This is a genomic window from Pedobacter paludisoli, assembly GCF_052344095.1.
Lineage (GTDB): Bacteria > Bacteroidota > Bacteroidia > Sphingobacteriales > Sphingobacteriaceae > Pedobacter.
Window position 1 is genome coordinate 4,571,038 of the sequence record NZ_CP179926.1, and the last position, 14,871, is coordinate 4,585,908.

The following is a 14,871-nucleotide window of genomic DNA, read 5'->3' on the forward strand; positions in this document are numbered from 1 at the left end:
ATGGCTCAGAATATAGAATTTAAGTTCAAATCGCCGAACGAAAGTCCAGGTTACTTGCTTGGACAAGTAACGATGCTTTGGCAAAGAAAACACAAAAAAGTTTTAGATCCTTTGAATTTGACCCAAACGCAATTTGTTCTTTTAACTGCGTTAGGTTGGCTTTCTAAAGAAAACGAAAACGTAACACAAGTTGATATTGCGAATCAAAGTAATTCCGATAGAATGATGGTTTCCAAAGTGCTAAGAACATTGGAAGAAAAGAATTTTATTAGCAGACAAGAACACCAAACAGATACAAGAGCCAAAGTCATTAAATTGACTGATGAAGGTGCAAAAGTCCTACAAAAAGCATTGACCGTGATTGAAAATGCTGATATTGATTTCTTTTCAGCCATTGGAGATAAACAGGCACTATTCAACCTAACAATGGTAAACTTGATAGAACAAAACAGGGGTGAATAGAAACGACGCCTATTATGCGGGTTAAAAAGTAAATGTATCTAATCATTTGTCGCTTATTTTAAGGCTTTATTGTTCTTTGTTTTTTAAACTAGATGATATTTTACTCAAAATCGAGTTTTTTTATGTCTATAATCGATTATATTCGCGCTAAAATCAGTTAAGCTTAAGAATTAAGGTAGATTTTTAGATTAATAGCCGTTCAAAGCGCTATATGCTGAAAAACATAAAAAAAGATAGACAAATAGTTAATAAATGATGGAGCAGACAGTTAAGACACTAATTTATATTCATGCTTTTTTCGGAGGACTGGGTTTGATAACAGGCATGATCAGCATTTTCGTAAAAAAGGGCGGACTTAATCACAAAAGAACAGGGAAAATATTCTCGTATTCCATGCTAATAAGTTCAATTATTTCACTGTTTGTTGCCAGAATGCCAAATCACGAAAATTTATTTTTATTTCTAATTGGGATATTTACCATTTATTTAATCTTAGCAGGAAACCGTGCTTTGACATTAAAAAGCAAAATTAAAACCAAGGCAGACTTGATTGATAAATCGGTATCAGGAATCATGTTCTTGGTTTCAATTGCGATGTTAATTCTTGGCCTGATTGGAATGGTTCAGAAAGTAGAAAATAGCGTTTTGTACCTTTTCTTTGGTGGATTTGGAGCATTTATGACTTTAAAAGATTTTCAAACGTTCAAAATTTTTAACGAAAAGAAAAATGCTTGGTTAATTAGCCATTTAGGGCGAATGATTGGTGCTTTAATTGCATCCGTGACGGCATTTTTGGTTGCTGGATTACATATCGGGACAACTTTAGTTTGGATGATGCCAACCATCTTAGGAACCGGTTACATTATTTATTGGAATAGACAATTTAAGTCAAAAAGTCCTATTAAAATAGAACTTGAATAATCCCTAAAAAAGCTATTCCACTAAATTTAACGTTTAGTATAAATACCCAGTGAAACTGTGCAATTTTATCTTTAAAGCGCTGTAAAGATCACTTAAGTGCTATAGTTCCCAACCAACGGTAAATTGAAACACATAATCAAAATCTTTGCCTGAAACAGCTGGGCGGTTATCGTAGTTGATGGTGGTTCCTGCTTTAAAGTAGAAATCCTGTAGGAATTCGTATTTCGCATCAAATTGAAAATCAGAACGCCAGCGTTTCGATTCGGTTAAGGAGCGATACACATACCAATTTGTCAAGAGTGATAAGTCGCCAATATCAAATAAATTGAGTTCGGTTCCAGCATACACCTCCATACTTCTTCTTGATGAAGTGTTATTGGAAAAATTCTCGTTGTTAAACGATAGACCACCAGCAGCACCCCAATAGGCTTTATTGGTATGTGTGAAAAGTTTTCCGAATCCTACTTTTCCGGTTGTTCTCAGTTTTAAGGCCTGTTCGGTATTTGATAGAAAACTCAAAGAACTCGATATATATAAATCGCCCGGTAAAAAGTATTTATAATTTAAGGCTGCATCCGTACGCTTGGTTGAAGCAACGCTATCCTGACTCGAATGTATACCATTATAATTGGCATCCGCTTGCCAACGTTCTGCAATGTATCCCAATGAACTACGAACGGTTAATTGCTTTAAATTATTCGCTTTTGTAATGTTGAAACCAATGTCAACACTTGCTTTTAGCCGACTCCAAAATTGGTTTTTAATGACTTGAATGTATACAATGTCCGAAATAGCGCTTGAAATATCGGCAGCACCATCATCTTTTATCATCACTTGGTTGCTATCCGCAGTACTTTCAATTTTTCCATTTACCCGTCGGCCATCTTGCAAGGTTAATAAAAAGCGTGATTTAGATGATATTTTCTTGATTTCCGACCATTTTATGGTAAAATCGTTTTTTGAATAGGGAGTTTCAATGGTAAGTACCCCATTACTTAGCGATTTAATTTCACCTACAATCATATTCCCATTTTTAAACGTAATGGAATCGGTTTGGCTTTTCGCTAGTTTCGGAAAAAGGGAAAGGACAACAAGACACGCAATAACTTTTGCTATATTAAAGATGCTTTGTGAAAAGATTGTTCTTTTTTTTAATGAGTTTAGAGCTTGCATAAGCGTTTTTCTTTTGATACAATTAGACTGATAGAATTTAACTATAAAACCACTCACTTGTCCCCAAATAGTTAAAAACAGTTGAAATTTTGTTCTTAACCAGATTTTGTTTGATGAATAACCTGCTTATAAACAGCATTATTTAATGCTAAGATATAAAAATTTTGGATTTTAGGAGAGGAGATTCTTGCGTGCAGAGTATACTTAATATCCCGATGCTTTATAGTTACCATTCCTCAGGTATTTTGTCCGTTCGCAGGCGGTGAGCGTACTTAAATGCTAGTATTTAGGATTTTCCTTATTGGGCTTAGAAATTAAATTAATATCTTAGGGAACTAAATGCTTACGCTCGAACTTCTCTTTATTTTGAAATAGACTATCCGATTGTAAGCGTTTGTAAACGTTTAAAAAACATTACACTATACACATTCTACGCAATTAAAAAGCTGTCATAATGGATTTAATGGAGGCTTTTGGGTTTTGGAGTTGCGTATATATATGAGTTATGTGGCATTTTAAAAGACCGACTCTAATGACAAGAGAACTAACAATATTAACTTTCGTTTTGACAATCTGTTTGATCAGTTGCGGACAGACAAAAACCGAAAATAAAAATCAAGAGAAGCAAACCAATATTTATGAGATAGACACTTCAATCATTGTTGTTTTGCCGTTTGACACTACACAACATTGGATTTTTAAGGACGGCAAACCAACTGACTTGACAACTGACGACTTTCAAAAAATCGAAACGGTACTGACCAAGTGTATAAACGACTATAATCCCTACCAAGAAAAACAATTTAAAAAAATTAACGACAAACACCCTGAATACAAACTCAACAAGAACCATTTTATTATTGACTTGACACGATACAAAAGACAATATGTAGCAACAACTAACTCCAAAGGAGAAAAGGAAGTTTGGGTAAATTGTTTTTGCGACACTTGGGATACAGATTGGAGAAAGAATTTGAACTTTGTTAAAGATGGTGGCAACTGTTATTTCAACTTAAAAATAAACTTGACAACGGGAAAATATTATGAACTAATGGTAAACGGAGATGCTTGACGGACAAATGAAAACGCCACATAACAAGGTATTGCCAAAAGCGGGGCTGAACGGCTTCGATTGGGCATTTGTGCAAGATTCAACTTTCGTTCTTCGATTGATCTTTAGTGCTAATAATCCCCGCATTCGGCAATACCTGAACCGTTAGCGGTAACCGTATGAAGACGACAACGAACATATTAACATTAGTAATTTTGACGATAATTTTGGGTTGTGGGCAGACTACAAACCAAGACAAAAATTCTATTGTTAAAAATGACACTATTCATAAGACGTCCGTCAATAATGAACTGACGAAAGAAGAAAGGCAAAAACAAATAGCCGAAGAAAACTTAATTGATAGTTTACGACTTGACATTTCGTTAAAAGACGCTTTCAAAATTGCACAGACAGCCTTCAAAACGGATAGTTTCACAAAGCAATACGAATTGCAACCTGACGACAGTTCTTATACAATCCACATTGAAATTTTAATCGGCAGACTTTTCAAAGACAATCAAAAATATTTTCTGTTACGCAGAAACGTTCCTTGGGCGACTTATCTCGACTTATACAAAATTAATGGCGACAAAGCGGAAAAATTAATTGAACGAGAACAAGGCGGAATGACTTACATCCGTGACACAATATTAGACGTAAATGGTGACGGACATAAAGACTTTCTTGTTCATTGGTATCCTTCATCAGGCTGTTGCAGGCGGAATGTTTATAATGTTTATTTGAACCAACCCGACAAAGGCAATTTCACTCAAGACTATGAATTTATCAATCCGACATTTTCAGCGAAAGAGAGAATAATTCGTGGAGTAGAATATGGACATCCGGGAGAAGTAGGACTTTATAAATATAAATGGAATGGACTTCAAGTTGACACTATTGAGTTCATATATCCAGACGCGTTAGTGAAAGAACAATTTATTAAAACAAAAAAAGGAGCATACAAACCAACTGAAAAAGAAGGAATTGTTTTGAAGGCTGTTCCAAAAGAATATCAAAATATTGAAAGCTATGAATGGTTTGCAGACTTTTGACATTCAGACAGAAAGAACGGCTACCGCTAACACGGGTTCCTATGTAAAGTAGTTTTCCTTGAACCAAGTTAATTATTCCGTTTAAATATTCCAATACAATGGGTATTGGGGGCTAAATTAATGCTCCTCAAACACCTCGATAATCATTAAGCTCAGGCTCCTATGTGTGGCTGCCTATTTTCAAGACACCACCTGCACCCCTATGGTTTATTGATTAAAAACAGCTACGTGCTTTGCGGTGTGACAGCGAGATACTTCACAACCCGTGTTTTGTAGTCTGAAATTTTGTTTTTTAATGAGCTTTTAACAATTATTTTTCCTGATATATATCTTTTTTTTATGTCATACTAGTTGGTTTTTGATAATTTATCTGATAGGGATTTTCTGTCTTGATTACTGAGAGGATACGATTTAATAGTTTTCTTGCTAATTTAACCACAATACTTTTGGGGTTTTTACCGATATGGGTACGGTAGTAAGCCTGCATTTGTGGATCAAGGCGAAGCGCTACCCATGCTGCTTCTATAATGTAGCTCCGCAAAAGCCCTCGGCAACGTGGCGTTACCCCGAAAACGTTTTCAACAGCCCCACTGTTGCGCATCATCGGTATAAACCCCACATAACTGGCAAAACGTGCTTCGTTATTGAAACGTCTGATATCTCCAAGCTCGGCAATCAGTGCCGAGGCAAGATAGCCACCAACCCCTGGGATACTCTTCAATAGATAGTAATCCTTTTTATGATGCTTTCTGCAATAGGCACGAAGTTCATTGGCCAGTTGCAGGTATTCACCATAAATAAATTCATAGACCCTTAACTTGCTATCTAGGCACAACTTACCTGTTTGGAAATTCCATTTGATATCCTTCAGCCAACTTATGAATGATTTTGTCCAGTTCGGATTATCGTGTTCTTGTGGGATTTTGATGCCCTGGTAGAGCAAAAAACTTTTAATCTGTGTTTTTGCTCTACGAAGTTGTCGAGTAATGGCAGCACGTTGGCGTAACAAACTTTTCAGTTCGTCTTCACGCTCATCCGGCACAAAGATGCCCTTCAATTCGCCTAAGGACAATTGCCTACTGAGGTTCCTACAGTCCAATGCATCGGTTTTCTGATAATATTGTTTGTTGTTGGTGGGCACATCTGCAGGATTTACAACCGTTACTTCCCAGCCCAACTGCATAAAATAACGTGCCGCACTAAAGCCACAGCAGCCAGCCTCATAAGTTAGACTAATTTCATGTTCTGCAAAATTACCTATCACGTAATTATAAAGTAATGCAGGATCTGCAGGAATAGTGAAATTTTTATGGTCACTGATATCACTACGGATATGAACTGACCAACTTTTCTTGTGAATGTCAATACCAATGAATAGCTTTGGTAAAGCAGTAGTTTCTGTTGCCATAATTCAATTTTTTTGGTAGCTTATTAACGTAAGTCTACACCTTTTTTGGATGGAGCAGGATTACTGCTTTTACATGAGTGCTTTGCGATAGTGGGGTGAAACTGCAAAGTTCAACGGTAGTTCTTCGATTCAAATTTTTTACAAAATTCAAGATATGTGCTTCGATTGCCCCGCCATCGCAAACCCCCGAACCGTTAGCGGTCATTCTAAGGAAGACCAACAGAACATAAACGACAGAAATAAAAAATGACATTTAAAACGCTCACATTGGGACTTCTAACATTTTTAGGCTTGACGAGTTGCAACCAAAACTCAAACAAGCAAACTGACGGACAACCGAACTCAACTTTGTTGGCTGACAAAGAAGTTTTCAGTTTATACAAAAAGTCAGACAGTATTATTTATGTTGCAAGAGCACTGACAACAGGCAATGACAAGTTTGACTTGCATTTATATGAGTTAAACATATCAACCCCCGAAGGTGCTAAACAGACTTTTACTTCTGTTCAACAGTTGACACAACAAGAACTTGAAAATAAAAAAACTGAATTACAAAGCAGTCACAACTGGGCGCCTTTTAAAGGCAATGAAGTTTTATTTGTTCAAATTCAGCCGACAGGTTTTAAAGATGAAATGCAACTTCTTGACAAACGACAAGAAATCGAAGATAAATTAAGCAAGGCTCTTGAGAATGAAAAACTTGGGGAATGGTTCGCTGGCGACTTAGGACCTGGCGGTGGAAATATGCTTTATACTGTTTCGGACATTGACAAATCATTGCAAATAATTCTTGACGTTTTGCAGCAGAATAAATTAGACAAAAATGTTCTAATCGGCAGACGAGTTCTGGTTGATAAAGACGACTGGTTTTATGAAGTTATCTATCCGACAAAATATTCGGGTGACTTTAATACAATGTAATATGCGACAGGAAGAAGAACGAACCGCTAACAAGGGTTTGCCAAAAGCGGGGCTAAAGTTCTTCGATTGGGCATTTGTACGAGGTTCAACAGTAGTAATTCTATTGAACTTTTGAGCTAAAAACCCCCGCCTTCGGCAAGCTGCAAAACGTTACCTGCTATTATAGAACGACACACCAAAACAAACAATGGGACTATTTGACAAAATATTTAGACGAAAAACGATCCTTAAAATCGAAGACGAAAATTTGCCTTCATTTTGGGAAGACGACTATTGTCAAATTGAAATTGTTCCAAGAAAAAACATTAAGCACATTGAAAAATCAATAAAGCAAATTGACGAGTTCACAGAAAAGACGAAAACCGAATATGGGTTCACAGACATTTTTATGAGAGAAGATATGCCGTTTCCAACGATAGATGAAGAATTAAGAACGGATTACTTTGAGAAATTACTCATTGAAAATGGTTTTGAAAAAGCGACTAAAATTCGTTACGATGGATATACGATAATCGACTGCTCAAAAACTACTTCAAACGCATTTAGTTTGCCTTGTTTCAATTTCTTTTATGACTGCAATGATGAGTTTATAAATAATATTTGGATTTCAACTTCTCTTATTACTTCAAATGACCACTTCAATAAAATTTTAGAATCACTTTACGAATTAGGCGAAAGTTGTGAATTGGTATTAATTAATTGGAACAGTTCGGAACTAATAGATTTAGCTGACAGAAATCAAATCAAAGAATATTTAATGAGCTATTGGAAATAATTATGACAAGCGACAAGCAACTGACACATATAAGCAAATTTTTAAGTTTGGTATTGAGACACCAACCTGAAACCATTTCTATTCAACTTGACCAAAATGGTTGGACAGACGTAAACGAGTTAATTGAAAAGGCGAATAATTATGGAATTAAGTTTGACAGAAAAACACTTAATCACATTGTAGAAACTAATTCCAAAAAGAGATTTGCGTTTAATAAAACACTTGACAAAATAAGAGCAAGTCAAGGACATTCCATAGAAATTGAATTAGGCTATACAAACCAAAAACCACCAGAAATTTTATTTCACGGAACAGGAGAGAAATCTGTTCAATCAATTTTAGAGACAGGACTTGAAAAACAAAGTAGACTACACGTTCATTTGAGTAGCGACATAGGAACAGCCTTAAAGGTTGGACAACGACACGGAAAACCTTTTGTATTTAAAGTATTTGCTGAACAAATGTATAACGACAATTTCCAGTTTTTCATTTCGGACAATGGTGTTTGGTTGACAGACAGTGTGCCGACAAAATACTTGAAAGAAAATGACGATAAAAAAAATAACAGCAGATAACAAGGTATTGCCAAAAGCGGGGCTGAATGGCTTCGATTGGTCATTTGTACAAGGTTCAACAATAGTAATTCTATTGAATTTTTGTATTAAAAATCCCCGCCTTCGGCAAGCCCAGAACCGTTAGCGGCTATTTTAGAACGACACCGTAGAATGACAACAAGACAAATATTCTTTACAATTTTGACAATTTTGTTTTTGACAAGTTGCAGACAAGGCTACAAAGTTGAAAACGATGAAGTTTATTATGAATATTGGAACGAAGGTAGCGGACAAGGGAAACGTCTAATTAAACAAGCAGACGCTGCGACTTTTCAAACATTAGAATTTGATTGTGATTGTAGTTTTGATTTTGGTAAAGACAAAAATCATTTATTCATAGACGGAGAACTAATAAACGAGATTGACCCAAACACCTTTAAATTCGTAGGCAATTATGTATTTTCCGACAAAGACAACGCATATTTTTTTGGTTTCTATAATAACTTGAACGATTGTGCAATAAAAGGAATTAAACCAGACAAAATTGAATTGATTAAATATCCTTGGGCGAAAGCCGGCAACATTTTAATTCACGGACACGACACAGTTTATCTTGACGACATCAACGATTTTATTCCCATTGACGATGATTGGGGAAAGACTAAAAATCACATAATTAATAACAATCAAATATTATACGGAGCTGACGTTGCAACTTTTAAAGTTACAAGCACATTTCAAGGAAAAGATAAAAATTTCAACTACGAATTTGGAGCCATTAATGAAGATGACTTCAAAAAAACAGCTTATAAAACATTTGATTTTACAAATAAAGACTTTTGCCAAACTGAACCCATTGTTTTTGTTGATGTTTACGACAGTTTAGTTGCCTATTCAGAAGATAAAGAGAATCCGATTGGTATTGTTGAGAAAATGAAGCAAAAGGGTTTCACAATAAAAAATTCAATGTATTTAGATTGGATTGGAGAATCAAAAATTATTCGGACAACTATGACAAACAATAATTGTACTTGTATTGTTGAAAAACTTTATCGCTATGATTATGGAATATCTTCTGAAAACAAAAACATATTTAACGTAACTGAAAGAATATATCTTGAACCAAAATAATACGACAAATAACTGTTGTTGTTGTTGTAATCTGCCACTTTGTAATCTGAGCCTTCACAAAACCTAATGGCTAGATGAGGTTTTCGCGAGATTATTGAATGACCCTAATCGCCCCAGGAAGTATTTTAGCAGAAACAGTAGTTACTTTCCCCAAATATTCTCCATCTATTTGAAAATGAACCTGTTTTTTGGCTGTAATTTTGACCTCATTCGATTGAAAAACTTCTATTTTTTTCGGATTAAAAGGGAGTTTTGTAAACCATATTTTCAAAATTTCCAAGTACGAATAATCTTTTACAAGCACCAATTCAAAAAGATTATCATCTAACTTGCCATCTGGATTAATTTTAAGTCCCGAGCCATACATAGTTGCATTGGCTATGGCTACCATGGCGGCGCTTGATTTTATGATTTCATTCTTCAGTTTTAATTCTACCTCCATTCGTTTGTGGTTCCACAGTGCGTGCCAAGTAGCTTTGGCATAGCCCCACATGCCACGCTCCGATAAAGCATCAAATCGTTTCACCAAATATGCATTAAAACCTAAGTCAGCCAAATGAATGCAGATCTCGTTGTTTATTTTAACCACATGGATTTTTTTTGATTTTCCCTGTTCAATAACATCCAACGCTTTTTCAATTTCTGAAGGAATGCCCAATTCTTTTGCCATACCATTTGCAGAACCAGCAGGGATAATACCAATTGGTGTTTCTGAGTTCAACAAACATTCTGCAACTAATTTTAGTGTGCCATCGCCACCAACGGCAATTACCCGATCTGCCTTAGCATTTTTAATTTCCAATAGTAAGGCATCTTTGGAGCATTTTTCGGGCAGTTCATATAATTTTATTTCGTTTTTACTGCCAGAAAAATGCTTAGAGATAAGTTCTGCTAAATTTGTATTCTTGTTTCCTGATTTTGGATTTATGATGAAAAGTAAAGTCATTAACGTTCATGTCTATGTATTCACAAACAACAATCAATAAAATCTGTTTTAATTAGTATGGATAAGTCTGTGAGCGTAAAAATATATCATGGGTATGGTCATACCCATAACTTAGTGGTTTATGGTCACGTTTTTAAGCAAAATGCCAAATCGGAGCAAGTGTATAGCAATAATATTTTTGTGAATATTCTGCACTTAATTAAGCTTTTTATCTTGAAACCTTATCCATTCGTTAAAATAAAACTCAGTTTCTTGGGACAAACACTTTACAATAAAACTGAAAGGGATGGTTTTTTTAAATTTGAGTGGGAGGCCAAACAAAACATATCGGCTGGTTGGCACGAGGTGAAAGTAGAGGCCTTAAATGAGTATGATGAACTGTTAGCCTCGGGGAAAGGAAAAATTTATGTACCACACATTACGCAATATGCTTTCATTTCTGATGTCGATGATACGGTAATGGTTTCTCATTCGGCAACGATTGGTCGCCGACTTAGAGAGCTTTTTATTAAAAACCCTCGTACTAGAAGAACCTTTCCAGATGCAGCAAATCATTATCAGCAACTGGCTTTATCACACACCTCACCCGATCAGCCCAATCCTTTTTTTTATGTAAGCAGTAGCGAGTGGAATTTATACGATTACCTGATTGAAACCTTTAAGTTTAATAAATTGCCTGATGGGGCATTTCTTTTGAATACCATTAAACAATGGAAGGATTTGCTAAGAACAGGAAAAACTGCTCATGAAGGCAAATTGCTTCGGGTAATGCGTATTCTGGATGCATTCCCCAATCAGAAATTTGTTTTCTTTGGCGATAATTCGCAGCAGGATCCAGCAATTTATAATAGCATTATTACTAAATATCCTAAAAATATAGCAGCGGTTTATATTCGCAACATAAGGCCAGAGAAAGAACCTGATACCGCATATTTATTGAATCTAATGGAAAAACAACGCGTAAAAACTTGTTTGTTTAAAAACAGCCAAGAGGCGATAGCACATTCAAAGAAAATAGGCCTAATTTCAGATGACATTCGCTAATTCTCCCAAACGAAGAAATTAAAACCACGTTTTTCTTTTCATGTATTTTTAGTATTAAAGATTCTTTTTAGCACCACATGTTTACTTTGGCTATAGACTACTTAAATTAAAAGACCATGGCAATATCTTAGCTTACATTACGCTATTACTATCGGTTACACCCTTGTTCTGGCTCTTGTGGGGGATTACCGATTCTAAAGTCCCAACTGAAAAAACAAAGTTATGGACGAGAGTAGCACTTGGTTACGGAGTTATTACAGCGGCTATTATAGTGTTGCCAAATCGATTAAGCGGATCATAGCAATCCTAATTCCATTCCTCTCTCCCAATAGTGGCTTAAGGCGAGAAAGGAATGGATTAGTCTTTATTCTATGGTTAGGTGGTTCTGTGCTGCATTCTTATAAGCTAAATGCATACACTTTGCAGCCTGTAGGGCATAGCAACAGACAGTGCTAATATGATTAGGAAGAAAGGTACTACGCAAAGCTAAGCCCGTAAAAAAACACACGCCATAACATTCGTTCTGTCATGGTTTTTGTTTTTGGTCTTCGGTTGCTCCGTGAATGCTTTCTCTATCCTTATCTAGGATTTGCTAACGCTTTATCCTGGATAAGTCTACACGCATTCCTAGTCTTGCTCACCTGCGTAATCGAAAATGCTGCGCTTACGCTTGTGTTAAAACATAGATCGAATCCCGTTGCTTTGCAACTGCTGATTCTCACACATTTTCTCTGTTCGCAAGGCGGTGAGCGTACTTAAATGTTAGTATTTACAGTTTTTCGTATTAGGTTTAGAAATTAAATTTATACTTTAGGAAAACTAAATGCTTACGCCCGAAATTCTCTTTATTTTGCAACATACTATCCGAGTGTAAGCGTTTATAAACGTTTAAAAAACATTACACTATACACATTCTACGCAATTAAAAAGCTGTCCTAATGGATTTAATGGGTGTTTTTTGGTTTTGGAGTTGCGTATATATATGAGTTAGCTGTCACCCTAAACCAGCGACAGTGCAAAAATTAAACAGACGGACAAATGACCAGACAAGCCAACGCTTCGGCAAAATCAAAAGAGCTGCAACCCAACGCACAAAGCCAACGCTTTGCAGCACATTTGCTTTTGCCCCCAACGCACAACCACCATTTGACAAACCCCAATTAGTGTATAGAAATCAATGTCAGGAACGAAGAAAGAAAGCCATTGGATTCCGTTAGCCGACCTTATGACGGTTTTAATGGTAATTTTTCTATTTATGTCAATTTCATATATGGCATTGGTAGAAAAGAGGCAGAAAGAACAAAACCAAATATTTAAGGACTACGAAGAATCAAAAGTTGCGTTATACAATGAGCTCAACGAAGCATTTAAAAATGATTTTGCAAAATGGGACTTAAAACTTGATAATGATTTATCAATCAAGTTTACTAATCCGCAGGTGCTTTTTCCAACAGGAAAATCGGATATAACTCCTCATTTTCAAGCCATCTTAACCGACTTTCTCCCAAAATATCTTTCCGTTGTATTGCAGGAAAAATACAAAGACAAAATTGCTGAGATTAGAATTGAGGGTCATACAGACACAAAACCAATCGGATTGACAGGAGACCCATACATTGACAATATGAAACTCTCGCAAGACAGAGGAAGAAATGTTTTAGCTTTTTTGCGTTTACAAAACTGCTTTATAAACTTACAACCAACCGAAAAAGAAAGATTGCAATATTGGCTTACAGCTAACGGACTCTCTTACGGTCGTACAGTAGATAAAGATTACAAAATTTCCTTTGACAGTAAACAGCCAATTGACAATGATAAATCAAGAAGAGTTGAATTTAGAATAGTAACCACAAGTGAAGCCATCATTAACGAGGCTCTTAAAAACATAAACGAATAATGAACATCATAGAAATACTTGTTGCAGTCGGTTTGGTTTCATACCTGATATATGGAATCATTGTCCTTAACATCACCAAAAAGGATTATGCCAAAGTAAACATCAACGATTTAGAATTAATTCCATCAATGTTCACGACTATTGGGATTCTTGGAACATTTGGAGGTATTGCTTATGGACTTTGGTTTTTTAATCCAGAAGATATTGAAAAAAGTATTCCTACTTTGTTGAAAGGTTTGAAGACTGCTTTTTTTGCTTCAATTTTCGGTATCGCATTATCGATTATCTTTTCAAAAAGAATTTCCTTTATTCGTAACAAATATGAAAAAGGAGCATTAAGCCAAGAGACACAAGCAATCAACAGTTTAATTGAAGCTATTACTGAACTAAGAAATGATTTTGTCTCAACAGACGAAAACGGAAATACAATAAAACCAGGAAATGTATTTCGTGATATTTATAAGGAATCTCAAAAGCAATCGACTTCTTTACAAACATTTTCGTCTGATTTAGCATTGACTATTTCGGCAGGTTTTGAGCAAATTTTGAATAATCCAACAGAAGGAGTTGTAGCTGAATTGAAATTGGTAAAAACCGAAATTGAAAACTTGGGTAACAAACTCAAAGACCCTGCAACGGATATGACCCAAAACATTGTAAAGGAATTGCAGGAATCAATGGGTAAAATGATTGAAGAATTTAAAACTTCAATGAGTGGAGATACTAAAAACGAAATGGAACGTCTAGCAGGATTGCTTGGACAAGCAGGCGGTTCATTGACTGATTTCCCTACCAAGTTGCAAAATATGACGGATAACCTCAATGAAAATTTCAGAGGACTGCAAGAGGTGGTACAGCAAATTTCAAAACAAACACTTTCTCAATCAGAAGAATCTACCAACCAAATGAGAAAACAAGTTGAGGATATGAGCGAAATTCTGCGAAGCAAAGTTGGAGATTTGCAATCAGGACAACAAACACTATTAACCGAACAATCTAAAAATCTTCAAGTTTCTGAAAATCTTTTGAGTGCTTTCAATACAAGTATTGAAAAAATGAACGGACTTTCTACAGAAGTAAACGGAAGTATTTCTAAACTTAATCAAGCTCAATCAGAATTGGAAAAAGTTATTTCCGTGTTCAGAAACGTGTCGCAGGAAATCAATACATCATCAAGTAGATTTGGAGAATCGCAAAATGAATTTTCAAAACACTCAAATCAATTCCTCCAAAACAACTCAAACACAATTACAGAAATACAAAAATCATTAGAAACTGCAAAAGGAGTTTCTGCCGACTACGCACAAAAGTTTGAAATAATTGAAAAAGGATTGTCAAAAGTATTTGCCGACCTTGACACAGGACTAAGAGGCTATCAAACAACAGTTAGAGAAAGTCTTGAAACCTATTTAGGAAAATACACCGATGCTTTGACCAAAACCGCAGAATCACTTGCAGGAGCTTCTTCAAAACAAGAAGATATTTTGGAAGAACTTACCGAACAGCTTAGCAAATTAAACGGAAGAAGAAACTAAT

14 protein-coding genes are annotated in these 14,871 nt (G+C 35.6%); 11 read left to right on the plus strand and 3 right to left on the minus strand.

The features are described 5' to 3' along the window. Both ACJVDK_RS18810 and ACJVDK_RS18815 read left to right on the plus strand, forming a co-directional pair. Positions 1-462, plus strand: coding sequence for a MarR family winged helix-turn-helix transcriptional regulator (locus ACJVDK_RS18810; protein WP_443938205.1), 462 nt, complete (start codon positions 1-3; stop codon positions 460-462). Between the two features lie 432 nt (positions 463-894). Beyond that, on the plus strand, positions 895-1,383 hold the full coding sequence (locus ACJVDK_RS18815; RefSeq protein WP_443938206.1) for a hypothetical protein: 489 nt from the start codon (positions 895-897) through the stop codon (positions 1,381-1,383). A gap of 99 nt (positions 1,384-1,482) precedes the next feature. Here ACJVDK_RS18815 and ACJVDK_RS18820 read toward each other — a convergent pair whose 3' ends face one another. Continuing rightward, positions 1,483-2,406 carry a DUF481 domain-containing protein gene (locus ACJVDK_RS18820; protein ID WP_443938207.1) on the minus strand — a complete coding sequence of 308 codons (924 nt, stop codon included), beginning with the start codon at positions 2,404-2,406 and terminating at the stop codon, positions 1,483-1,485. Between the two features lie 682 nt (positions 2,407-3,088). Between ACJVDK_RS18820 and ACJVDK_RS18825 the strand changes: the two genes are divergently transcribed. Both ACJVDK_RS18825 and ACJVDK_RS18830 read left to right on the plus strand, forming a co-directional pair. Further along, positions 3,089-3,628 carry a hypothetical protein gene (locus ACJVDK_RS18825; RefSeq protein WP_443938208.1) on the plus strand — a complete coding sequence of 180 codons (540 nt, stop codon included), beginning with the start codon at positions 3,089-3,091 and terminating at the stop codon, positions 3,626-3,628. 158 nt (positions 3,629-3,786) lie between these two features. Beyond that, positions 3,787-4,659 (plus strand): XAC2610-related protein, encoded by an 873-nt coding sequence (locus ACJVDK_RS18830; protein ID WP_443938209.1) that lies wholly within the window; start codon positions 3,787-3,789, stop codon positions 4,657-4,659. Positions 4,660-4,996: 337 nt separating this feature from the next. On the opposite strand, the gene ACJVDK_RS18835 is transcribed toward ACJVDK_RS18830, so the two are convergent. After that, entirely contained in the window at positions 4,997-6,067 is a 1,071-nt protein-coding gene (locus tag ACJVDK_RS18835; RefSeq protein ID WP_443938210.1) for an IS110 family transposase, read from the minus strand. A 246-nt stretch (positions 6,068-6,313) separates the two neighbouring features. Here ACJVDK_RS18835 and ACJVDK_RS18840 point away from each other — a divergent pair, with 246 nt between their 5' ends. The 4 genes from ACJVDK_RS18840 (at position 6,314) to ACJVDK_RS18855 (ending at position 9,448) form a co-directional block, all read left to right on the plus strand. After that, positions 6,314-6,988 carry a hypothetical protein gene (locus tag ACJVDK_RS18840; protein WP_443938211.1) on the plus strand — a complete coding sequence of 225 codons (675 nt, stop codon included), beginning with the start codon at positions 6,314-6,316 and terminating at the stop codon, positions 6,986-6,988. A 187-nt stretch (positions 6,989-7,175) separates the two neighbouring features. Beyond that, positions 7,176-7,763 (plus strand): hypothetical protein, encoded by a 588-nt coding sequence (locus ACJVDK_RS18845; protein WP_443938212.1) that lies wholly within the window; start codon positions 7,176-7,178, stop codon positions 7,761-7,763. 2 nt (positions 7,764-7,765) lie between these two features. Then, positions 7,766-8,338: an RNA 2'-phosphotransferase gene (locus tag ACJVDK_RS18850; RefSeq protein WP_443938213.1), complete on the plus strand. Its 573-nt coding sequence runs from the start codon at positions 7,766-7,768 to the stop codon at positions 8,336-8,338. Between the two features lie 150 nt (positions 8,339-8,488). Then, positions 8,489-9,448 carry a DKNYY domain-containing protein gene (locus tag ACJVDK_RS18855; RefSeq protein WP_443938214.1) on the plus strand — a complete coding sequence of 320 codons (960 nt, stop codon included), beginning with the start codon at positions 8,489-8,491 and terminating at the stop codon, positions 9,446-9,448. Between the two features lie 91 nt (positions 9,449-9,539). Here the strand turns inward: ACJVDK_RS18855 and ACJVDK_RS18860 are convergent, their stop codons facing one another. Continuing rightward, positions 9,540-10,394: a diacylglycerol/lipid kinase family protein gene (locus tag ACJVDK_RS18860; RefSeq protein WP_443938215.1), complete on the minus strand. Its 855-nt coding sequence runs from the start codon at positions 10,392-10,394 to the stop codon at positions 9,540-9,542. A 57-nt stretch (positions 10,395-10,451) separates the two neighbouring features. On the opposite strand from ACJVDK_RS18860, the gene ACJVDK_RS18865 reads away from it, so the two are divergent. From ACJVDK_RS18865 to ACJVDK_RS18875, 3 genes are all read left to right on the plus strand, one after another. Beyond that, positions 10,452-11,438, plus strand: coding sequence for an App1 family protein (locus ACJVDK_RS18865; protein ID WP_443938216.1), 987 nt, complete (start codon positions 10,452-10,454; stop codon positions 11,436-11,438). 1,270 nt (positions 11,439-12,708) lie between these two features. Continuing rightward, on the plus strand, positions 12,709-13,335 hold the full coding sequence (locus tag ACJVDK_RS18870; RefSeq protein WP_443938217.1) for an OmpA/MotB family protein: 627 nt from the start codon (positions 12,709-12,711) through the stop codon (positions 13,333-13,335). Beyond that, entirely contained in the window at positions 13,335-14,870 is a 1,536-nt protein-coding gene (locus tag ACJVDK_RS18875) for a hypothetical protein (RefSeq protein ID WP_443938218.1), read from the plus strand. The genes ACJVDK_RS18870 and ACJVDK_RS18875 overlap by 1 nt, the downstream gene beginning before the upstream one ends. The last annotated feature ends 1 nt before the right edge of the window (position 14,871 follow it).